Consider the following 20,362-nt stretch of genomic DNA (forward strand, 5'->3'; position numbering starts at 1 on the left):
ACACCGGAATTCCTTTGACCGAAAGGCGTACCCATATGACTCTGTCGATCGAGACCATCCTGTCGCCGGACCAGCGCGCCAAGCTCAGCGCTGACGAGACCGTCGGCGGCGGGAACCTGCTCCCTTCGGCGATCGCCCACAGCCCGGCACCGGACAAGCCGTTCCTGCGGACCGAGCGCCCGGTGATCAACACCGACGGGGAAGAGCAGCACGAGTTCAGCCTGCTGGAGCTCGACAAGCTCGTGCAGAGCTGGTCGGTCTGGTACCGCGGCAAGGGTGTCATCCCGCGTGACCGGGTCGCCGTCTACTTCGAGGACTCGTTCGCCTACTCCGTGCACTTCTACGCCTTGGCGCAGATCGGCGCCATCGCGGTGCTGATCAACAGCAACGCGTCCAAGGAGATCGCCCAGTCGCTGATCAAGCAGACCACCCCGGTCGGCCTGTACATCGACCAGGCCCGCCTCGACAAGCTCGGCGCCGGAGACCTGCCGAGCCTGCAATGGATCACGACCGTCGAGGAGCAGCCCGCTCCCCCGGCGGCCGTGCTGCCGCCGGAGGGCCGCTTCAAGCACGTCAACGAGGACCCGGTCACCATTCTCCACTCCTCGGGCACCACGGGCATCCCGAAGCCGACCATCCACACGCACCAGTCCATTGTGGCCGGTCCGAAGTTCAGGCTGGTCGACCACAAGGAGAACCCCGGCGCGCTGACCATGACGTCGCTGCCGCAGTCGCACCTCGGCTGTATCGCGTACACCACGTACGCGGTGCTGGCCGGCGCGAACACCATCGCGGCCTTCGACCGTCCCGGCGACGAGCTCATCGCGGACGTCACGCTCTACCAGCCGACCGCGGTGATGTCCTTCGCACACGCCTACTCCGAGATCCCGGGCCTGAAGCTGCAGCCCGGCGTGCTCGACTCGGTGAACGTGTGGGTGTCCATCGGCGACGCCGTGCACGAGGCGCACATCAAGCACATCCTGGGACTGCGGAGCAAGGACCGGCCGCAGTCGGCGTTCTTCGACCGGCTCGGCACCACCGAGCTCGGCTGGGGCGTGCTGCTCAAGATCCGCAACCTCGACACCGCGCGCAACGACCGGTGCGCGGGCAAGCCCGTCGGGGTCGCGGAGGTCGTCGTGCTGCGTGCCGACGGCTCCATCGCGGGAGACAACGAGATCGGCCTGCTCGGGGCGCGTGGCCCCGCCATCACCCCCGGGTACTGGGCGAACTCCGAGATCACCTACCGCAGCCGCCTGTCCGGCTACTGGCTGACCGGCGACAACGCGTACCGCGACGAGAACGGTGACCACTTCCTGGTCGACCGCTCTGTCGACGCCATCGAAACCGCGAACGGCGTCGGCTACTCGGTCTTCATGGAGGAGGTCATCCTCGCCGACGTGCCCGACGTCATCGACGCCGCGGTCGTGGCTGGCAAGCGGGACGGCCAGATCGTCCCGGTCGCGGTCGTCACCACCGGCTCCGTCGTCGAAGCCGACAAGCTGCTGCGGCTGGCGAACGAGGCTCTCGTCGCCGCCGGGCATCTGCCGGTCGGCGTGCTCGAAATCGCGCAGCACGAGGAGGACCTCCCGGTCGGCGTGACCGGCAAGGTGCTCAAGCGCGAGCTGCGTGAGAAGTACAACGCTCTGGAGACCTACACCTCCACGGCAGACCCGCGTTACGTCGCTTCGGCGTAACGCCTTCGCGGGAAGGCCCCCTTCACCAACCCCTCTTGATGAAGGGGGCCTTCCCGTTCCACCCCACCCCCACCTGTCTTGCAAGGAGAACTGTCATGTCTGAGTCGCTTCTGGTCTTCGCCGCCGGTACCAACGTCGACGGCTGGCTGCAGCACTTCGATTCCACCGGCACCACCGCGAATTCAGTGAAACTCGGTGATTCCATAGTCATCATCGCGAAGGGCCCCGGCACCGAGATCCCCGCTCCCAGTGGACTGCCCACCCCGAAGCACGAGGTCGCTTCCAAGGGCGACTTCCGGCTCGGGCGCCGCGAACTGCGGCCCGAGGGCACGATAGTCACCATCGGCGACGCCAGGATCGGTGACGGCTCCGTCGCCGTCTTCGCCGGGCCGTGCGCGGTCGAGAACCGCGAGCAGATGCTGGCCACCGCTTCGGTCGCCGCGCAGTACGGATCCGTCGGCCTCCGCGGCGGCGCGTTCAAGCCCCGCACCTCGCCCTATTCGTTCCAGGGGCTGCGCTGGGCAGGGCTCGAGCTCCTGGAGGAAGCTCGCGCTCACACGGGCCTGCCGATCCTCACCGAGTGCGTCGACCCGCGGCACGTCGAGCGCCTCGCCGAGACCATCGACGGTTTCCAGATCGGCGCGCGGAACATGCAGAACTTCGAGCTGCTGAGCGAGGTCGGCAAGGCAGGCCTGCCGGTCGTGCTCAAGCGCGGCTTCGGGTGCACCGTCGACGAAACGCTCGCCGCGAGCGAGTACATCACCGCGCAGGGCAACGACCAGGTCGTGCTGTGCGAGCGCGGGATCCGCACCTTCGAGCACTCGACCCGGTTCACCCTCGACCTGTCCGCGGTCGCGCTGATGAAGCAGCGCTCGCACCTGCCGGTGATGGTCGACCCGAGCCACTCCGTCGGCATCCCGGCGCTGGTCGAGCCGATGACGCTGGCCGCGGCCGCCGCCGGCGCCGACGCGCTGCTCATCGACATCCACGTTCAGCCGGAGCAGGCGCTCTGCGACGGCAAGCAGGCACTCGTGCCCGAGGCGTTCCGCGGCTTGATGACCAAGCTGGAACTGCTCGCCATGGGCATCGGCCGCAAGATGGGCGGCGTCGTCCGGCCCGCCCCCGACTTCGCGTAAGAGCACTTCCTTGGGGTGAGGAACATGTCCACTTTGGACTCGGTGTTGGCCGGTGAGGATTTCGCGGAAGACCGGCGTGGCCTCAATCCGCATGAACGGATCACCTGCCGCTACCACCGCCGGTGGGCACACGACTGCATCTCCTCACCCCTGCACGTGATCCCGGTGACCGGGCACCGCTGGTGCCGCGGGTGTGAAAGCCCGCTGTCCGTGGCCGTCGATGACCTTCTGGGCGTGGTCGAGCTGACCTGTCCCCGGTGCGGCGAGACCCCGGACACCCCGGCGACCCAGCAGATAGTCCGCACCTGCCGAGCCAGCTTCGCAGCCTCGCACGGCACTGAACTTGTGAAAGCCGCCTAGGAGAAACTATGGAACTCTGCATCATCGGTGCCGGGCCAAGAGGCCTCTCCGTCCTGGAAAGACTGTGCGCCAACGCCCGTGACCGCGACCCGACCCAGCATGTGACCGTGCACGTCATCGACCCGCACATCCTCGGCGGCAGCAACGTCTGGCGCACTTCGCAGTCCACCGAACTGCTGATGAACACCGTCGCTTCGCAGATCACCATGTTCGCCGACGACTCGGTCGACTGCGCGGGCCCAGTCGTGGCCGGCCCGAGCCTGCACGACTGGGCGCGGTTCGTGCACACCTTCGCGGGCAACGTGCCCGAGTGGGTGGAAAAAGAGGCCAAGCGGCTCGGCCCCGACTCCTACCCGTCACGTGCCTTCTACGGTCACTACCTGCAGTGGGTGCTGCGGCACCTGCTCAAGACCACAGTGGACCACCTCTCCATCGAACTGCACGCGCTCACGGCGACCTCGCTTTCCGACGCGTCCGACGGCACCCAGACCGTCACCCTGTCCGATGGCAGCGTCCTGGAGAGCCTGGACGCCGTCGTGCTCACGCAGGGCCACCTGCCGAGCATCCCGACCGAGAACGAGAGCTCACTCGCCGACTACGCGGCACGCCAGGGCCTGGACTACATCCCGCCGATCAACCCGGCCGACCTCGACCTCGGTTTCCTCGAGCCGGGTCAGCCGACCATCCTCAGAGGACTCGGGCTCAACTTCTTCGACTACATGGCGCTGCTGACCGTCGGCCGCGGCGGCGAGTTCTCCCGTGATGGCAACGGAAAGCTCGTCTATCACGCGTCCGGCGCCGAGCCGAGGATCATCACCGGATCCCGGCGCGGCATCCCGTACCACGCCCGCGGCGAGAACCAGAAGGGCCCGTACGGCCGCCACGACGCCATGTTCCTGACCGCCGACGTCGTCGCGGGTTTCCGGCAGCGTGCCAGCCGGGGGCACCGGGCGAACTTCCGCACGGAGGTCTGGCCGCTCATCGACCGCGAGATCCGCGCGGTCTACTACTCGACGCTGCTCACCGAGCGGCACTGCGGCTGCGACGCGGACACGTTCCTGCGCCGCTACCGCGCGCTGGAGATCGAGGACGCGGGCGACGCGAACCGGTTCGACCCGTTCACCCGGATCGAATCAGCGGCGGAGGAAGCCTTGCTCGAACGCTCCGGCATAGCGCCGGAGGAGCGCTGGGACTGGCACGCGATCTCGAAGCCGTACGGCGAGAAGAAGTTCGCGGACGCCGCCGAATACCGCGAGTGGCTCATCCCCTACCTGTCGAACGATGTGAAGGAAGCCAAGCGCGGCAACGTGTCCAGCCCACTGAAGGCCGCTCTCGACGTCATGCGGGACCTCCGCAACGAGATCAGGCTGATCGTCGACCACAGTGGGCTGTCCGGCGACTCCTACCGTGACGACCTGCTCGGCTGGTACACCCCGTTCAACGCGTTCGTGTCCATCGGCCCGCCCGCACGGCGGATCGAGGAGCTGGTCGCGCTGATCGAGGCCGACGTCATCGAGATGGTGGGCCCCGGCATGATCGTCGAGACCCCCGACGACGGGCTCGGCTTCCAGGTCGGCTCCAGCGAGATCCCCGAGCAGGTCCTCCGTGCGACCGCGCTGATCGAGGCCCGGCTGCCCGAGCCCGATCTGCGCCGCACGACCGACCCGCTGATGGGCAGTCTCCTGGCGCGCGGCGAGGCACGGGTCTACCGGATACCGAGCAACGCGGGCGGGCACTTCCAGACCGGCGGGCTCGCGGTGTCGAACCGGCCGTACAACCTGGTGGGCGCGGCGCGGCAGCCGCACCCGCGCCGGTTCGCGTTCGGCGTGCCGACCGAGGCCGTGCACTGGGTGACCGCGGCGGGAATCCGTCCCGGGGTCAACTCGGTGATCGTGGCCGACGCCGACGCCGTGGCGCGAGCCAGCCTGTCCGCCGCTTCCCTGCGCTTCAGTTCGGCGGCCGGCCTATGACGGACTTCGGGCTGCTGGCCCCCGGCTGGGCGGGCACCGGCGTCGACGAGCTGGTCAGCGATCTCGCGTGGGTGCAGGCCATGCTCGACGCCGAGGCCGCACTCGCCCGTGCGCAGGCCGAGCTGGGCGTGATCCCGGCCGAAGCCGCGCGAGTCATCGTCTCCGCCTGCTCGGCGGACCGGCTCGACTTGCGCGGCCTCGCCGCCGGAGTGCACGCGACGGCCAACCCGGTCGTCGCGCTGGTCACCCAGCTGACCGCTGTGGTGGCGTCGATCGACGACTACGCGGTCGACTACGTGCATCGCGGCAGCACGAGCCAGGACATCCTCGACTCGGCGATGATGCTGGTCACCTCCAGGGTCTTCGACCGGATAGTGACCGAGCTCAGGTCGTGCGCGGAAGGGATGGCCGAGCTCGCGCGGCAGCATCGGCGCACGCCGATGGCGGGCCGGACGCTGACCCAGCACGCGGTGCCGATCACGTTCGGGCTCAAGGCGTCGGTCTGGCTCAAGCTGGTGCTGGACACGATCGAGCGCGTCGAGCGCGTGGTGCTGCCCGCGTCATTGGGCGGCGCGGCCGGCACCCTGTCGGCCTATGGCGAATACGCGGCACAGGCCGGTGTCCGCGGCGGGATCGAGCTGATCGAACCGTTCGCGCGGCACCTCGGGCTGGAGCCGTCCGTGCCGTGGCACAGCATCCGCACGCCGATCGCGGACATCGCGGGCGCGCTGGTCTTCGTGGCAGGCGCGCTCGGGAAGTTCGCACTCGACGTCCAGGTGCTGACCAGGACCGAGATCGGCGAGGTCGCCGAACCGTCCGCGCCGGGGCGTGGCGCTTCTTCGGCCATGCCGCAGAAGCACAACCCGGTGTACTCGACACTGATCATGACCGCGGCGCGGCAGATCCCGGCGTACGCGCTGGTGCTGTACCAGAGCATGGTCGTCGAGGACGAGCGGTCGGCGGGCGGCTGGCACGCGGAATGGCAGCCACTGCGGGAAATCCTGCGGCTGGCCGCCGGAGCCGCGACGAACGCGGCCGCACTGTCCGGCGGACTGCGAGTGCAGCCCGAGACCATGCGGGACAACCTGCGCCTGACCGGAAGCGCCATCGTGTCGGAGAAGCTCGGCGCGGTGCTCGCGCCGTTGCTGGGCAAGGCTCCGGCCAAGAAGCTGCTCACCCGGCTCATCGAGGAGTCGGCTTCCACCGGCGCCGACCTCGTCGACCTGCTGGCGGGAGAAGTGCCGCAACTGGACATCACCGAGGTCCGGGCCCTGCTCGACCCGGCCCAGTACGTCGGTGACGCGTCGGCGATCGCCGATCTGGTCCTCCGTAATCACATCACCTGAAAGTTGTACCCATGGAAGCATTCATCCTGACCGGAACCTTTGGCGTGGTCTGCCGCAATTCCCTGTACCTGACCGAGCTCGCGAAGCGCGGGCTCAAGATCCTCCTGATCACCCAAGCGCGCTGGCGGGATGAGGCGTTCGCCCGGATGGCCGAGCCAGGCCACCCGGCTTCGATGATCCACGAAATCGGCTTCATCGACGGCGGCGTCAGCGAGGAAGGCAGCTACAACGCCGGCGTCGTCGCACTCGGGCAGCTGTGGCGCGAGAAGTACGAGATAGCCGGTGTTCTCGCAGTCGGGGAGACCCTCGTCGAGCCCACCGGCATCCTCGCCGACGCGCTCGGCATGCCGAGCCCCGGCCTGCGTGCCACCCGGGTGTGCCGCAGCAAGTACCTCCAGCGCTTCTACCTGCCCGAGTTCAGTCCATTGTCGATAGTGCTCCCGGCGGGCGAGCGCGACACCCTGCACGCCGAGGACGTGCGGTTCCCCGCCGTGGTCAAGCCCGCCAGCCGTCACTCCAGCTCGGGCGTCGAGATGGTCGACGACTGGGACGAACTGCACAAGCAGCTGCGGACCTACCCGGAACACGAAACCGTTCTCGTCGAAGCCAAGGTCGTCGGCCAGGAGTTCTCGGTCGAAAGCCTGGTCCAGCACGGAAAGGCGATCTTCACCTCGGTCACCCGCAAGGAGACGACCGACTCGCATGCCCGCACGTTCGTCGAGCTGTCCCACAGCGTGCCCAGCGACCGTCTCGACGTCCAGGACGCCTTGCTCGACGCCAACCAGAAGATGCTCGACAAGCTCGGCTTCGAAAACGGCATCGCGCATGCCGAATGGCGCGTCGACGCCGACGGGAAACCCTTCCTGATGGAGGTCGCGGCCCGCACGCCCGGCGACGGGATCATGGTCCTTTATGGACTCGCCACCGGCGCGGCCGCCGAACCGGAGATCACGAAGATCGCGCTGGGCGAGGACGCTTCGTACCCCACCCCGGCCAGGCACGCCCGGCAAATCTACTTGGAGCACGAACTCGGCACCCTCGCCGACGTCGTCATCGAATGGGACGGCATAGAGCCACACTGGCTCGGCGAAGACGGCTTGTGGCCGGAGATCCAGCCGGGTGCCCAAGACGACCCGCCCACCTTACGAGCGCTGCTCGTACTGAAAGGAAAGGGAACGACGCTCACCGAACTCAGCGCGTCCGAGGACAGGGCGGTCACCTTCCTCATCGACGCCCCGACAGTGAAGGAGCTCGACGAACTGGAGCACCGGGTCCGCGAGGCCATCACCATCAAGGTCGAGAAGTAAGGAGCAGGACATGGTCACCCCACTTGTGATGGTGATGCCCTACAAGGCCTTCGTCGAGAAGGCCACGCAAGAGGGGTTCGCCGTCTGTGCGATCTGGGACCCGGGCATGGGCCCGATGATGCCGCCGGGATTCAACTTCCCCGAGTACCTGAAGGAGGTCGAACAGCACGCCGACACTCTCATGTACGCCGACTTCACCGACCGGGAGGAGCTCACCAGAGTCATCGGAAAAGCCGTCCAGAACACCGGTGCCGAGCTCGTCTATCACGTAGGCATGGAAGCCAGCATGGTTCCCGCCTACGAGATCGCCGACGAGCTCGGCACCGCCGTCAACCCGCCGCGGTCGATCCGGCTGCTCAACAACAAGCACGAGATGCGCAAGCTGCTGGCCACGCACGGGCTTTCGAGCGTCCAGTACGCGCACGCCGACCACTGGCAGGAGGTCGACGGCCTGCTCGACGGCTTCCGGCTCCCGGTGGTCGTCAAACCGACAGACCTCGCCGCGTCGCAGGGCGTCTTCAAGCTGACGGACCGTTCGCAGCTCGCCGATTGGGGCAAGCTGCTCGAGTCCTACGACTACGACGGGCCGGTGCTGATCGAGGAGTACCTCGACGGCCCGGAGTTCAGCGTGGAGAGCATGTCGATCCGCGGTGAGCACCACGTCATCGGCGTCACGCGCAAGATACTCGGCCCGCCGCCGACCTTCGTCGAAGCCGGGCACGTCCACCCGGTCGCCGAATCCGCCCAGACCAAGGCGATCGCGACACTGACCAAGGAACTGCTGCGCGTCTCCGGCTACCAGACCGGCCCGGTGCACACCGAGGTCATCTGGACCCGGCGCGGCCCGAAGATCGTCGAGTCCCAGGCACGGCTGGGCGGCGACCGCATTCCGCAATTGGTCCAGATGGCCACCGGATTCGACCTCGAGCGCGAGATCTTCCGCGCGCTGAAAGGCGGGCCGATCACCCCGAAGACCCGCAGCGACGTCGCCAGGATCCACTACTTCTCGTTCATCCCCGGCACGATCAAGTCCATCGACGGTTTGGACATCGTGCGCGAGCTGGAGTTCGTCGGCGACGTCAGCTTCCCGTTCGAGGTGGGCGGGACGCTGCCGGTGACCGTCGACTCGCGTACCCGGCACGGGTTCGTGACGTTCCACGGCAAGGACGAGGCCGAGACGGACGCCCGCCTCGATCTCATCAAAGCACTGGTGCGGGTGATCACCGAATGAATTTCCTGAAGCTGCACCCGAACCTGCGGGTGCGCATCGGCGTCGGGTTCGTCAACCGGCTGCTCGACTCGATGATCACCTCGTTCATGGCGATCTACCTCGCGTTCCGCTACGGCGTCGCGGTGGCGGGCGTGCTGATGTTCGTGGTCGTCTCGTTCGGCGTCGTCGGCATGCTCGTGGGTGGTCATATTTCGGACACCCGCGGGCGCCGCCAGACCTTGCTGCTCACCGAGTTCGCCGGCGTCATCACCTTCGCGGTGATGGCGCTCGGCGACTCGTGGGGTGACACGGTCCTGGTGTACGGCGCGTACCTGGTGAACCGTTTCGCGGCCAGTGTCGCGCTGCCCGCGAACGACGCGCTGATCATCGACGTCACCACGCCCGAAGACCGCAAGCAGGTCTACACGTTCATCTACTGGACGATCAACCTCGCGCTCGCCATCGGCGGGCTGGCCGGCGGCTTCCTCTACAACGGACATTTCACGCTGCTGCTCGGCGGCGCCGCCGTCTGCACCGCGGGTGTCGTGCTCGTGACGTACTTCTTCATCGCCGAGACGAAGCCGGTGGTCGAGAACGCGCCACCCCGCGCTTCGGCGCTGGCGGAGTTCAGCGCGGGCTACAAGCTGGTCATCAAGGACGGGATGTTCATCCGGTACATGGTGGCCGCCACCCTGTTCATGGGCATCGAGTTGCAGCTGACCAACTACGTCGGCGTGCGGCTCGCGCACGACCTGCCCAACGGTATCGAGCTGCTCGGCATCCTGCGCGCCGAGAACACCGCTCTCGTGGTGGTCTTGACGCTGTTCTCGCATCTGCTGTTCCGCCGGCTCTCCGACAACGTCCGCCTGCTCGGCGGCGTCGGCATCTTCGTGGCCGGGTACATGGTGCTGACCGTGTCCAACACCGGCTGGGTGCTGCTGATCGCCGGGTTCGTGTTCACCATCGGTGAGCTGATGAACGTCCCGGTCAAGCAGGCGATGCTGGCGAACATGGTCCCGGAGCAGGCCAGGACCCGGTACATGGCCGTCTACAACCTGAACATCCGCGTCGCGCAGATGCTCGCCGCGGTCTGCCTCTCGCTCGGCTCGATCGTGCCGCCGTGGGGCATGGCGCTGCTGTTCGGCGCGGCCGGGCTGGTCATCCTCAGTCAGTTCCGGGTGCTCCTGGCACGTTCAGCGGTTCGGGAGCCGGTCGCGGTGTGACCGGCCGGGTGCGCTCGGCCCAGCGGACCGCCGGGCCGGTCGCCAGCCCACTGGCCAAGAAAACGACACCCAGCAGTATCCAGCCGGGCGCACCCCACTCGACGATCAGCGTGACCAGCAACAGCGGCCCCAACATCCTCGCGACCGGCAAGCCGGCGCCGAAGAAGCCCTGATACTGGCCCTGCTTGTCGGGGGGTGCGAGCTCGAAGCTCATCTCCCAGGCGCCTGCGGACTGCTGCATCTCGCCGATCACCTGCACGGTGGCGGCGAGCAGCAAAATGGCCACCGGGATCCAGACGGCGGCGTGGATCTGGGAAAACGCGAACACGACACAGGACGCGAACATCACCCAGCCGGACTGCGTGACGATCTTCGACGCCGACTTCAGGTCGGTCACTTTTCGTGCCACCCGCACCTGGAAGAGCATCACCGCGGCCGTGTTCAGCACGAGCAGCGCGGAGACCATCCAGGTCGGCGCGTTGGTCCGCTGGGTGATCCACAGTGGCGTCGCCAGGCTGATGATCGGCATCCGCAGCAGCATGATCATGTTGAGGAAGGAGATCAGCGCGTACGGCTTGTCACGCAGCACGGCGAGCTTCGGCTCGCCCTCGACATGCGCCACCGGCGCGACGGGTGGCAGTTTCAAGACCAGCAGCGCCGAAAGCAGGAAGCTCACCGCGTCCATCCCGATGACGGCGAGGTACGCCTCCTTGGTGTCGAACTGCAGCGCCAGGCCGCCGATCGCGGCGCCGATGGCGATACCCGCGTTCGTCACCGCCTGCAGGTACGCCCGCGTCTTGGTCCGATCCTGGCGTTCGACCAGCGCGGCCAGCAACGCCTGGCGCGCCGCCGCGAGCCCGGACTGGCATGTCGCGTAAACGACCACCGACACCAGGAACAACGGGAACGTCCGGACGACCAGGAACGACGCCACCGCGACGCTCGTCCCGAGCGCCAGCAGCGTCGCGACCCCGCGAGTGCCGAAACGGTCGGCGAGATGACCGAGTGGCACGCCCATCAAGAACCCGACCGCCCAGCCGATCGTGAGACCGAGGCCGATCTGGGTCGGGGAAAGTCCGATGATCCGGGTGAAGTAAAGGACAGAACAGACGTAATACGCGCCGTCCCCGACGGAGTTGGTCAACTGACCGAACGCGAGCACCGTCGGCGGGCCCGGCGGCGGGGCGATTCGGCTGAGCAGGGCACTCCGGGCCAAGGCGGTCTCCTCGTCAAGTGGTAACCGAACGTGCCATCCCCGCGCGCGGCCCGTCAAGCACCCGTTCGGCGTTCGGACATCGGAAAGGACGGTGAAACGGCCATGCCCGGATACCGCTACGACGTGTTTCTCAGCTGCGCGCGCACCGGGCCGTCGCGGGAGTGGACGGTGAATCATTTCCGGGATCTGCTCGACCTGGGTCTGGCCAAACTCATCGAGGAACCGAAAATCGTCCTCTCCGGCGAAGGCGCGCTGCGTGACGCCCGGCTGCTGGTGCCGATCTGGTCGCCGCCGTACTTCACGTCACCCGACTGCCTCAGCGAATGGGAGTCGATGCGGCTGCGAGAGCGCCTGTGCGACCGGCCCTTGATCTGCCCGGTGCGGTACTCCGGCGAGGGCCTGCCCGGTCACGACCTGCGTCACTGGAACCGCCCGCACCCCTCGTTCCGGCAGACCCCGCGCTACGACTCGCTGGCCGGCGAAGTCGACAAGCTGGCGATCGCGGTGGCCGAATTGCTGCCACGGGTGCCGCGCTGGCGCGCCTGGCCGTCGGCGCACCCGCGCCCGCCCGCCCAGCCACCGCCGTCACTCCCCCAGCTGTGAGGCCGCCATGATCACCACCTTCTACGCACGGCGTGAGCACCCGCCGTCCGCCGAACTGGCGCGGCGGACAGCGGCGGTGCTGGCGGGCTGGGGACACCGCGTGCTGCGCGTCGAACGGTCCGGTCTGCCCGGATTCCTGACCGATCCGTCCGCTCCGGCGATCACTTCGCAGGACAACGGCGTCGAAGTCATCCGCGGCGAACCGGAACGGATCGATCTCGAGACGCTCTACACCGACCGGCGCCTCGGCGACGCGCTCGAAGCCTGGCGCGCCGACCATGCGCGGCAGTACGACGCCGTACTCATCGACTGTCCACACGGGACCTCCGACGCCGCGGCCGTGTGCCTGGCGCAACTGCCGGACACCGTGGTCGCGGTCTCCGGCGACGGTTCGACCGACGCCGAACTGGCCGACATCCTGCGCCGCGCCGACACGGCCCGCGACCGCATGTCGTACGGGTTGCCGCAGCTGACCTTCGTGCCGATCCTCCTGCCCGGCGCGACGTCACCGACGCTGACCGCGCTGGCCGACAATTGGATCTCCCGCGCGGTCTCGCCCGCCGCCGCGCTGACCGCGCTGGCGTTCGACGCGCGACAGCATCAGCCGCGGCTGCTCGCCGCGCTGCTGGTGCGTGAACTCGACGCCAGCAGGCTGCTGGTGCAGAGTCCGCGCCTGCTCGTCGCGGGCGCGCGCAAAGCCGAACTCCGCCGCGAACGCGCATTACGCTCGCGAATCCGAGATCTTCTCACGAAATTGACCCATTCGGCCCAAGACTGGGACGCGGTGCGCGTTTTACTGGGCACCCTGGAAACCGGACTGCGCCTCGGCGACTGGGACGCACTCGACCGAGCGACCACGACGCTGACTGTCACCCACATGCGTCACGCCAGGCCGATTCCGGCCGATGTGGCGGCACGGACAGTCACCTTGCTGGATCACCTCTGACCCGCGGTTTCGGTCGCCCCCTCGGCGATCGAAACACGGACGGTCCCGATTGCCGATATCGCCCGAAGCCACCTATTGTTACGGCTTGAAATTGAATTCTCCAGTGCCGATCCTGAACTGAAACAAAAGCAGTGGGGGACGACGAAAGGACAACGCGTTGTCCGACGGGAGCTATCCGTCCAGCGAAATGGACACCGACCGGTTCGCCGTGATCGCGGCACCGCGTCCCCGGCGCTGGACCAACGCGATCATCATCGCGGTGATGACGCTCGCCGTCGCCGTGGTCGCCGGCATCGTCTACGTCGCGATCTCCAGCGCCAAGCGCATGCAGGACGCCGCCCCGCCGCCGGTGGCCACGCAAGAGCCACTCCTGCAGCCCTCGTCCTCACGCTCACCCAGCCGCGCGCCCTTGTCCACCACGACCACCACGACCTCATCGACGACCTCGGACCTGAAGCCGGTCAGTGGCCCGGCCGGGCTGACCGTTTCGCTGCCACCCTCCTGGTCAGTGCACGCAGGCGCCGTCGCGAGCAACCGCGAGGCGACCGACCCCGGCGAGGCCAGCAGGCTGATCCGCTTCGGCGGCAACCCCGGCGGCAGTGGCTCCTTATTCGACATCACCGCGCGCAACGAGACGCGCAACACCGCCATCAGCACCGGCTACCAGCGCGTACGCCTGGACAAGATCGCGTTCGGCGGTGCCAGCGAAGCGGTCGACTGGGAGTTCACCTTCACCAAGGGTGGCAAACCCACGCACGCACGCGGGGTCTATTGGCGCATCGGCAACACCGACTACGTCGTCTACATCTCGTCCTCGGAGGCGAGCTGGGCCGAATCGGCCGAGATCTTCGACAGCGTGCTCGCCTCGGCCCAACCGCGCTGACCTGACGGCGTATCGGGCGACAGTGCGCAGCCAGTGAGCACGCTGCGCCAAGGTGGATCCAGAACCCACCGGATCGACCGACAAGGGGCATTGCGATGGCGGACCTGACCGGCAAGACCGCGCTGGTGACCGGCGCGTCGCGGGGCATCGGCCGCGGCATCGCCCGCAGGCTGGCCGCCGACGGCGCGCTGGTCGCGGTGCACTACGGCAGCAACGACACGGCCGCCAAGGAAACCGTCACGGCCATCGAACACGCTGGGGGCGCCGCGTTTCCGGTCAAAGCGCCGTTGGGTGTGGACGGTGACGTGGAAACCCTGCTGACCGGGCTCAAAGCCGGTCTCGACGGCCGTCCCTTGGACATTTTGGTCAACAACGCCGGCTCCGGCGGGCCCGGCTCACTCACCATGGCCACGCCCGCGACGTTCGACGAGACATTCGCGGTGAATGTGCGCGCGCCGTTCTTCCTGTTGCAGCAGGCACTGCCACTGCTCAACGACGGCGGGCGCGTCGTGCTGATCTCCTCGTCCATCACCCGGATGCCACTGCCGGCGGCGCTCGTCTACGGGATGACGAAAGGCGCGCTGGAGATGCTGGGCCGGACGCTCGCGATCCCGCTGGGTCAGCGGCAGATCACGGTCAACGTGGTCTCGCCAGGAGTGACAGACACCGATCTGATCGCGCCGGTGCGGGAGCAGCCGGGGATCATCGAAGCGCTCTCGGCTTCGATCGCGCTGGGCCGGATCGGGCAGCCAGCGGACATCGCGGACGCGGTCGCGCTGCTCGTCTCGGACGACGGCCGGTGGATCACCGGCCAGGTCATCGAGGTCAGCGGCGGCGCGAACATCGGCGTGATGGGCGTTTAAGCGGCGCGCGGGGCGACCGAAGCGGAAACGCGGAACAGGAATTCGGCGTTCGACGAGGTCTTGCGAAGCTGTTCGAGCAGTTGCTCGGTGGCGTTCGGGCCGTGCAGTGCGCGCCGCACGTCGTGCATGACGGCGAGCTCCTCGCGGGGCACCAGCAGCTCGTCGCGGCGGGTGCCGGACGCGGTGATGTCGACGGCGGGGAACACGCGGCGCTCGGCGAGCTTGCGATCGAGCTTGAGCTCGGCGTTGCCGGTGCTCTTGAGCTCTTCGAAGAACAACGTGTCGGCCAATGACCCGGTTTCGACCAGCGCGGTGGCGATGATCGTCAGCGAGCCGCCGTGCTCGACGTTGCGCGCCGCGCCGAGGAAACGCTTGAGCGGCTGCAACGCGCCAGCGTCGACACCGCCGGACAGTATCCGCCCGGACGGCTTCCCCGCCAGGTTGTACGCGCGACCGAGGCGAGTGAGCGAGTCGAGCAGCAGCACGATGTCCTCGCCGTTCTCGACCCGGCGCTTGGCGCGCTCGATGGCGAGTTCGGCGACGGCGATGTGCTCGGCCGGCGGCCGGTCGAAGGTCGACGCGATGACCTCGCCGTCGACGGACCGGCGCAGGTCGGTGACCTCTTCCGGGCGTTCGTCGACGAGCAGGACCATGAGCTCACATTCGGGATGGTTGACCGACAGCGCGTGCGCGATGCCTTGCAGCACAGAGGTTTTACCGGCTTTGGGCGGCGCCGGGATCAGCGCGCGCTGACCTTTGCCGATCGGCATCACCAGGTCGATCAACCGGGTGAGCAGCAGATTGGGTTTGGTTTCGAGCAGGAGCCGCTGGTCCGGGTGGATCGGCGTCAGCGCCGTGAAATCGGGGCGGTTCCTGGTGGGTTCGGCGCCATTGACGGTGTCGATGTGCGTCGTGGTGCCGCTGATCAGGTCGCTCTGGCGCAGCGCGTAGTTGCGCACGGTGGCCAGCGGCAACGGGACATCGCCGGGTTCGGCGGCGTAGCCGGACCTGACGAACGCGGTTTTCGCTTGTATGTCAACGATTCCATAGATGGTGGATGAGTTTTCGGGCATGGGTTTTCTCCAAGGATGCGAACGCGACCAGAACGGATCGCGGGTATAAGAGGAAGGAAGACCAGAAGGTCTGACTTCGGGAAGAGGTCCCGGGGCGGCTCAGCTAGCCGACTTCCACTGGGAGCAACATCAGCATACGCGACACCGCGTCGAAGCGCAACGCACCCCGGTTCCGGTACACTTCGGCCGAACCTGAGGGGAGGTCGCGTGTCCACGTTGCTGCAGCTGGCATTTCCGGTGCTGACCAGCCCCGGCGCGCTGCTCGCCTTCGCGTCCGTGCTCGCCGCGAGCCTCTTGGTCGTACTCCTCGTCTCCCACGCGCACGGCGGCGAACTCACCCTGTGGTCCTCGCCGGTACGCGGCCGCGCCACGGCTTTGCGCGAGCGCTCCCGGCGCGCCGCTTTCCTGCGCCTGCGAGACCCTGACGCCCGCGGGCGACGGCGTCCCCGCGCACCCGGACTGCGCAGCCTGGCTGCGTAGCTCTTTCTCGTACGCAGCCAATCCGCTTATCCCCCAACCCTTTTCTTCTTCAGCGGAGTGCTGCCCATGTTCGATTTCCTCGACGTGCCCGTTTCCGGCGCGTATCACCTCGTCACCTGGCTCGCCTCGATCACCCAGCCGGTCACCGGCACGCTGGCCGTCTCGGTCGCGATCATCGTGTTCACCCTGTGCGTCCGCCTGCTGCTGCATCCCTTGAGCAGGGCGGCTCTTCGCGGGGAACGCGCCCGCGCGGTGATGCAGCCCGAGCTGCAGAAGCTTCAGAAAAAGCACGGCAACAACCCCGACCGACTGCGACAGGAAGTCGCCAAATTGCAGGAGGAATCCGGCGTTTCACTGTTCGCCGGTTGCCTGCCGATGTTCGCCCAGCTGCCGTTCTTCTGGGTGATGTACCAGCTCTTCTCGTCCGCGACGGTCGCGGGCGAACCCAATTCACTGCTGGCGGGAACACTCTTCGGCAGCCCGCTCGGCGCGCATTGGCCTGCGCTGTCCGGCAGCCCCGTCTACTTCGGACTCGCCGCACTGCTCGCGATCGTCGCCTGGTTCTCATCGCGCTGGCAGGCCCGGCAGTCGCCCGATAGCCCCAAATTCCTGCGCTTGATGCCCTACGGCACGGTACTGGCCGCCGGTTTCGTACCACTCGCGGCCGGGCTCTATCTGCTGACGACGACCACTTGGACGGTCGCCGAGCGCGCCTGGCTCCGGAGGCCGCGAGGGGAAAACGCCGCCCTCACAGCGGTTTCCCCTCGCGACCGGACCCGGAAGGCCTAGAAGTACGTGATGTCCCAGTGGTTGCCCTCATCGCAGTAGAAGTTGCCTGCTGCGGACTTCCATTGCGGATACCCGTCGCCACGCAGGCCGATATAGGTGAAGCTGTTCTTGACGTAGGAGTCGATGCAGCTGTTGTGCGAGATGTCGATCTTGTAGCCGTTCCAGTGGCTGTAGGTGCCCGAGGCATGGCCGACCTCGGTGCCGCCGGTGATGTTGATCGAGCAGCCGCTGGACCGCTTGAGCGTGATCGCCTGGCTCACCGTGCTCTGGTTGATCTGCTCGTACGACGTGCACGTCGAGACGTACCGGTTGGTGCAGCCACCGCTCGACGAGTGGGTGATGCCGGCGCCGCCCAGCTGCGACTGGGCGGCGGACTGGCTCAGTTTCGTGACGGCCGAAGCGGTGCCCGTGGTGAACAGGAGCGCCGCCCCGATGGCCGTGACGGCCACCGCCAGCCGCGGAAGTACACGCATGGAGTGCCTCCAGAGTCGTTGGTTCCTCACCGCGCTGGAGCTTCGGCGGCGCCGCCATAACTTCGCCAAACACGACCCGGATGTGACACTCAGGAACCAGGTGCCCCACTGATCTTCGTCAATGCTTCACGAGTTAGCTCGCAACCTTGTGACCTGCTGTTTAGCCCCGCGAGGGCCCTCAGCTCCCACAACGGGAAGCCCAGTTCGCGGAACAGGTTCGCGGCCAGCGTGAACGCCGACGTGTCGCCGCGGATCCGGCCGAGGCTGAGCAGCGCGTACCCGGCGCCGCGACGGTCACCGAGGTCGGCGAACGTGGTCATCGCCGTCTTCAGGTGCGCTTCGGCGGCCACCCGGTCACCCCCGAGATGACACGCGTCGGCGAGGCTGCGATGCGTGTAGGCCGCCGCGTGCCGGTGCCCGAGCTGCTCGAACAGCCGCAACGAGCGCGCGAGGTGCCGCCTGCCGTCCGCGGGTTCGCCCAGCTCGGCGTGCAGGTCACCGAGACTGCGCAGGACATGCGCCTCCCAGTGCTGCTCCCCCGCACGCGTGGCGTTGCCGAGCGCGTCCTCGAGCAACGCGCCCGCCTCGTCATGACGTCCGTGCCGCCGGAGCACGTCGGCGTAGCGCTTGGCCGCTTGGTCGTTCCGGTCCTCGGCGAGCAGCATGCTCAGCTCGAAGCTCTCGATGGCCCGCCGGACGTCCCCGAGGTCCTCCAGCAGCGACCCGAGCTGGTACGCCGCGACCGACTGGCCCTGAGCGTCACCCTTCAAGAGCACCAACGCCTCACGAAGCTCGCGCAAAGCCCGCTGCCCGTCGCCGAGCTCAGCGTGCACATCCGCCAGCGCGACCAGCGAAGCCCCGGTACCCCGGTCATCCCCGAGCGCGCGGAACCGGCTTTCGGCCAGCTCGAAATAGCGCCGCGCACGCTGCGACCGGCCGTCCTCCCAGTGCAGCGAGCCCGCGTTGAGCAGCTTGACGGCCGTTTCCGGACCATCAGCGGCAAGCCCGAGCAGCGACACCGTGTGCACGGACCCGGCCGGACTGGCCGCCAGCGCGCCATACGCCACCGCGAGCCGCTCGATCACCGCCGCGAACACCCGCCCGGTCGCTTCCGGATCCGGCGCCGCACGCCAGAACAATCGCACGAAATCGGGCAGCACATAGCGGACGAACCCCAGCGAATCCCGGCCATCCGTCCGCAGTAAATGACCGTCGACCAGCACATCGAGCAAGTCTCTCGCCGCGGGCACCGACAGCTCGAGCAACGCCGCCGCCGACCATTCGGTGACCTCCGGCGCACAGGACGCGAGGAGCCGGAGCGCACCGCGTTCCTCGGCCGACCGCTCCCGCATGGCCGCCGAGAGCACACCCCGGACGCTGAGATCCCCGGCGATCAGCTCGTCGAGCGTCCGCGTTTCATCGGCCAGACGCTCGGCCAGCTCGCTGACCCGAAGATACGGACGCTGCGCGAGCTTCGCGCCTGCGACGCGCGCGGCCAGCGGCAGGCCACGGCACAGCCGGATCAACTCCACGGCGGCACCCGGCTCGGCCAGCAGCCGCTCTCGGCCGAACAAGTCCTCGATTTCGGCCAGTTCCCCGACCTCGACCGCCTGCCCCGGTAAGCCAAGCAACCGGCGCCGCGATGTCGCGATCACCAGGCATCCCGGCCCGCTCGGCAACAGCGAGCGCAACTGGCGCTCCGACGTGACGTCGTCGAGCACGATCAGCAGACACCGATCGCTCGTCTGCCCCCGCCACAAGCCGACCAGCTCATTCGGGTCCTTGGACGGCTCGACCCCCAGCGCGACCAGAAAGCCCGCCAGCACGTCGCGCGGCGTCGCCCGTCCGATCTCCGCATAGAGCTGGCCGTCAGGAAAGCGTTTGCGTGCCCGTCGCCCGGCTTGCACCGCCAGCGCCGTCTTGCCGATCCCGGGCGGTCCGTGCAGCACGACCAGCCCTCTCGCCCGCTCCAGCTCGGCGAGCTGCGACGCCCTGCCGACGAAGTCCGGCGTCGCGGCCGGCAACTGCGCCGGCGGGTCGCCAGACGTCCACTCCCGGCCCGCGATCCGCCGATAGAGGCCACGCAAGTCGTCGCCAGGTCGGACAGCGGCCTGCTCCCACAGTGCGACACGTGCTCGATCCAAGGCCCGCAAGGCGGCATCGCGACGCCCGCACCGATCGAGCGCGACGACGAACTGGGCGACCAACTGCTCGTCGGTCGGCCGGTCCACGACGACCTTGGCCAGCTCGTCGACCACCTCACGATGCCTGCCCCGCTCGAGCTCACGCGCGGTGTACCGGCGGAAAACGGACCAGCGCCGGTCGTTCAGCCAAAGCTTGTGCGCTTCGACCAGCGGCCCGCCCGCGATGTCCTCGAACGCCGGGCCCCGCCAGCAGCCCAGCGCCTCCTCCAGGGCCCCCGCGTCCGCCAACGCCAAAAAACGATCAGTATCCAGCTCACCTGGCTCAACGGTCAGCCGGTATCCGAGCGGGCCGTTGCGGAGCCGATCCTCACCCAGAACCTTGCGCAGCTTCGACACGGTGACCTGAACGATCGCCGCGGCACTCGACGGCGCCCCGTCCGGCCACAGCTCGTCGACCAGCGCGTCACGGTGCACGAACTCGTTCGGCCTGGCCAGCAGGATGGCCAGCAACCGCCGGGGCTGGGCAGCCGACGGCAACGGCACCGACGCCGCCAGCGGGCCGAGCACCTGGAATCGCACGCCCGCATCCAAACAACGCATCGCCCTGCCTGGAAACCCTTGCAGTGCTATAACTTCGCTCAGTCGC

Annotated in this window: 18 protein-coding genes; 14 read left to right on the plus strand and 4 right to left on the minus strand. The window is 68.0% G+C overall.

All coding sequences use genetic code 11. The annotated features are described in order from the left end of the window. Window positions 1–35: 35 nt before the first annotated feature. From ACFV15_RS10245 to ACFV15_RS10280, 8 genes are all read left to right on the plus strand, one after another. Window positions 36–1,694 (plus strand): class I adenylate-forming enzyme family protein, encoded by a 1,659-nt coding sequence (locus ACFV15_RS10245; protein ID WP_378349889.1) that lies wholly within the window; start codon window positions 36–38, stop codon window positions 1,692–1,694. 95 nt (window positions 1,695–1,789) lie between these two features. Continuing rightward, complete coding sequence (gene aroF, locus ACFV15_RS10250) at window positions 1,790–2,830, plus strand: 3-deoxy-7-phosphoheptulonate synthase (RefSeq protein WP_378349890.1); 1,041 nt, start codon at window positions 1,790–1,792, stop codon at window positions 2,828–2,830. Window positions 2,831–2,854: 24 nt separating this feature from the next. Next, window positions 2,855–3,190, plus strand: coding sequence for a hypothetical protein (locus ACFV15_RS10255; RefSeq protein ID WP_378349891.1), 336 nt, complete (start codon window positions 2,855–2,857; stop codon window positions 3,188–3,190). 8 nt (window positions 3,191–3,198) lie between these two features. Further along, window positions 3,199–5,160, plus strand: a complete 1,962-nt coding sequence (locus ACFV15_RS10260; protein WP_378349892.1) for an FAD/NAD(P)-binding protein — start codon at window positions 3,199–3,201, stop codon at window positions 5,158–5,160. Then, the gene (gene pcaB / locus ACFV15_RS10265; protein WP_378349893.1) at window positions 5,157–6,506 is read left to right on the plus strand and encodes a 3-carboxy-cis,cis-muconate cycloisomerase; all 1,350 of its coding nucleotides are present in this window, start codon (window positions 5,157–5,159) and stop codon (window positions 6,504–6,506) included. The genes ACFV15_RS10260 and pcaB overlap by 4 nt, the downstream gene beginning before the upstream one ends. A gap of 11 nt (window positions 6,507–6,517) precedes the next feature. Beyond that, on the plus strand, window positions 6,518–7,813 hold the full coding sequence (locus tag ACFV15_RS10270) for an acetyl-CoA carboxylase biotin carboxylase subunit family protein (RefSeq protein ID WP_378349894.1): 1,296 nt from the start codon (window positions 6,518–6,520) through the stop codon (window positions 7,811–7,813). Between the two features lie 10 nt (window positions 7,814–7,823). Further along, window positions 7,824–9,044, plus strand: coding sequence for an ATP-grasp domain-containing protein (locus ACFV15_RS10275; RefSeq protein ID WP_378349895.1), 1,221 nt, complete (start codon window positions 7,824–7,826; stop codon window positions 9,042–9,044). Then, on the plus strand, window positions 9,041–10,246 hold the full coding sequence (locus ACFV15_RS10280; protein ID WP_378349896.1) for an MFS transporter: 1,206 nt from the start codon (window positions 9,041–9,043) through the stop codon (window positions 10,244–10,246). The genes ACFV15_RS10275 and ACFV15_RS10280 overlap by 4 nt, the downstream gene beginning before the upstream one ends. On the opposite strand, the gene ACFV15_RS10285 is transcribed toward ACFV15_RS10280, so the two are convergent. Further along, window positions 10,188–11,462 (minus strand): MFS transporter, encoded by a 1,275-nt coding sequence (locus ACFV15_RS10285; protein ID WP_378349897.1) that lies wholly within the window; start codon window positions 11,460–11,462, stop codon window positions 10,188–10,190. The two genes, ACFV15_RS10280 and ACFV15_RS10285, sit on opposite strands and share 59 nt — an antisense overlap. 102 nt (window positions 11,463–11,564) lie before the next feature. Here ACFV15_RS10285 and ACFV15_RS10290 point away from each other — a divergent pair, with 102 nt between their 5' ends. The 4 genes from ACFV15_RS10290 to ACFV15_RS10305 all read left to right on the plus strand — a co-directional run bounded on the left by ACFV15_RS10290 (window position 11,565) and on the right by ACFV15_RS10305 (window position 14,757). Then, complete coding sequence (locus tag ACFV15_RS10290) at window positions 11,565–12,065, plus strand: hypothetical protein (protein ID WP_378349898.1); 501 nt, start codon at window positions 11,565–11,567, stop codon at window positions 12,063–12,065. A 7-nt stretch (window positions 12,066–12,072) separates the two neighbouring features. Continuing rightward, complete coding sequence (locus ACFV15_RS10295; RefSeq protein ID WP_378349899.1) at window positions 12,073–13,011, plus strand: hypothetical protein; 939 nt, start codon at window positions 12,073–12,075, stop codon at window positions 13,009–13,011. 157 nt (window positions 13,012–13,168) lie between these two features. Beyond that, window positions 13,169–13,894: a hypothetical protein gene (locus ACFV15_RS10300; RefSeq protein ID WP_378349900.1), complete on the plus strand. Its 726-nt coding sequence runs from the start codon at window positions 13,169–13,171 to the stop codon at window positions 13,892–13,894. A gap of 95 nt (window positions 13,895–13,989) precedes the next feature. Then, window positions 13,990–14,757 carry an SDR family oxidoreductase gene (locus ACFV15_RS10305; protein WP_378349901.1) on the plus strand — a complete coding sequence of 256 codons (768 nt, stop codon included), beginning with the start codon at window positions 13,990–13,992 and terminating at the stop codon, window positions 14,755–14,757. Here ACFV15_RS10305 and rho read toward each other — a convergent pair. After that, window positions 14,754–15,830 carry a transcription termination factor Rho gene (rho, locus tag ACFV15_RS10310; RefSeq protein WP_378349902.1) on the minus strand — a complete coding sequence of 359 codons (1,077 nt, stop codon included), beginning with the start codon at window positions 15,828–15,830 and terminating at the stop codon, window positions 14,754–14,756. The two genes, ACFV15_RS10305 and rho, sit on opposite strands and share 4 nt — an antisense overlap. A gap of 207 nt (window positions 15,831–16,037) precedes the next feature. On the opposite strand from rho, the gene ACFV15_RS10315 reads away from it, so the two are divergent. After that, the gene (locus ACFV15_RS10315) at window positions 16,038–16,310 is read left to right on the plus strand and encodes a DUF6412 domain-containing protein (RefSeq protein WP_378349903.1); all 273 of its coding nucleotides are present in this window, start codon (window positions 16,038–16,040) and stop codon (window positions 16,308–16,310) included. Between the two features lie 66 nt (window positions 16,311–16,376). Continuing rightward, the gene (locus ACFV15_RS10320) at window positions 16,377–17,099 is read left to right on the plus strand and encodes a YidC/Oxa1 family membrane protein insertase (protein WP_378349904.1); all 723 of its coding nucleotides are present in this window, start codon (window positions 16,377–16,379) and stop codon (window positions 17,097–17,099) included. Here ACFV15_RS10320 and ACFV15_RS10325 read toward each other — a convergent pair. Both ACFV15_RS10325 and ACFV15_RS10330 read right to left on the minus strand, forming a co-directional pair. Beyond that, on the minus strand, window positions 17,096–17,572 hold the full coding sequence (locus ACFV15_RS10325; protein ID WP_378349905.1) for a hypothetical protein: 477 nt from the start codon (window positions 17,570–17,572) through the stop codon (window positions 17,096–17,098). The two genes, ACFV15_RS10320 and ACFV15_RS10325, sit on opposite strands and share 4 nt — an antisense overlap. A gap of 89 nt (window positions 17,573–17,661) precedes the next feature. Beyond that, window positions 17,662–20,295, minus strand: coding sequence for a BTAD domain-containing putative transcriptional regulator (locus tag ACFV15_RS10330; RefSeq protein WP_378349906.1), 2,634 nt, complete (start codon window positions 20,293–20,295; stop codon window positions 17,662–17,664). Window positions 20,296–20,362: the final 67 nt, after the last annotated feature.

Source organism: Amycolatopsis sp. NPDC059657 (assembly GCF_042734395.1).
GTDB lineage: Bacteria > Actinomycetota > Actinomycetes > Mycobacteriales > Pseudonocardiaceae > Amycolatopsis.

Bases quoted from the DNA above. Each gene is read 5' to 3' on its own strand.
- ACFV15_RS10245 (WP_378349889.1), top strand. From the start codon at position 36: ATGACTCTGTCGATCGAGACCATCCTGTCGCCGGACCAGCGCGCCAAG.
- aroF (WP_378349890.1), top strand. From the start codon at position 1,790: ATGTCTGAGTCGCTTCTGGTCTTCGCCGCCGGTACCAACGTCGACGGC.
- ACFV15_RS10255 (WP_378349891.1), top strand. From the start codon at position 2,855: ATGTCCACTTTGGACTCGGTGTTGGCCGGTGAGGATTTCGCGGAAGAC.
- ACFV15_RS10260 (WP_378349892.1), top strand. From the start codon at position 3,199: ATGGAACTCTGCATCATCGGTGCCGGGCCAAGAGGCCTCTCCGTCCTG.
- pcaB (WP_378349893.1), top strand. From the start codon at position 5,157: ATGACGGACTTCGGGCTGCTGGCCCCCGGCTGGGCGGGCACCGGCGTC.
- ACFV15_RS10270 (WP_378349894.1), top strand. From the start codon at position 6,518: ATGGAAGCATTCATCCTGACCGGAACCTTTGGCGTGGTCTGCCGCAAT.
- ACFV15_RS10275 (WP_378349895.1), top strand. From the start codon at position 7,824: ATGGTCACCCCACTTGTGATGGTGATGCCCTACAAGGCCTTCGTCGAG.
- ACFV15_RS10280 (WP_378349896.1), top strand. From the start codon at position 9,041: ATGAATTTCCTGAAGCTGCACCCGAACCTGCGGGTGCGCATCGGCGTC.
- ACFV15_RS10290 (WP_378349898.1), top strand. From the start codon at position 11,565: ATGCCCGGATACCGCTACGACGTGTTTCTCAGCTGCGCGCGCACCGGG.
- ACFV15_RS10295 (WP_378349899.1), top strand. From the start codon at position 12,073: ATGATCACCACCTTCTACGCACGGCGTGAGCACCCGCCGTCCGCCGAA.
- ACFV15_RS10305 (WP_378349901.1), top strand. From the start codon at position 13,990: ATGGCGGACCTGACCGGCAAGACCGCGCTGGTGACCGGCGCGTCGCGG.
- rho (WP_378349902.1), bottom strand. From the start codon at position 15,830: ATGCCCGAAAACTCATCCACCATCTATGGAATCGTTGACATACAAGCG.
- ACFV15_RS10320 (WP_378349904.1), top strand. From the start codon at position 16,377: ATGTTCGATTTCCTCGACGTGCCCGTTTCCGGCGCGTATCACCTCGTC.
- ACFV15_RS10325 (WP_378349905.1), bottom strand. From the start codon at position 17,572: ATGCGTGTACTTCCGCGGCTGGCGGTGGCCGTCACGGCCATCGGGGCG.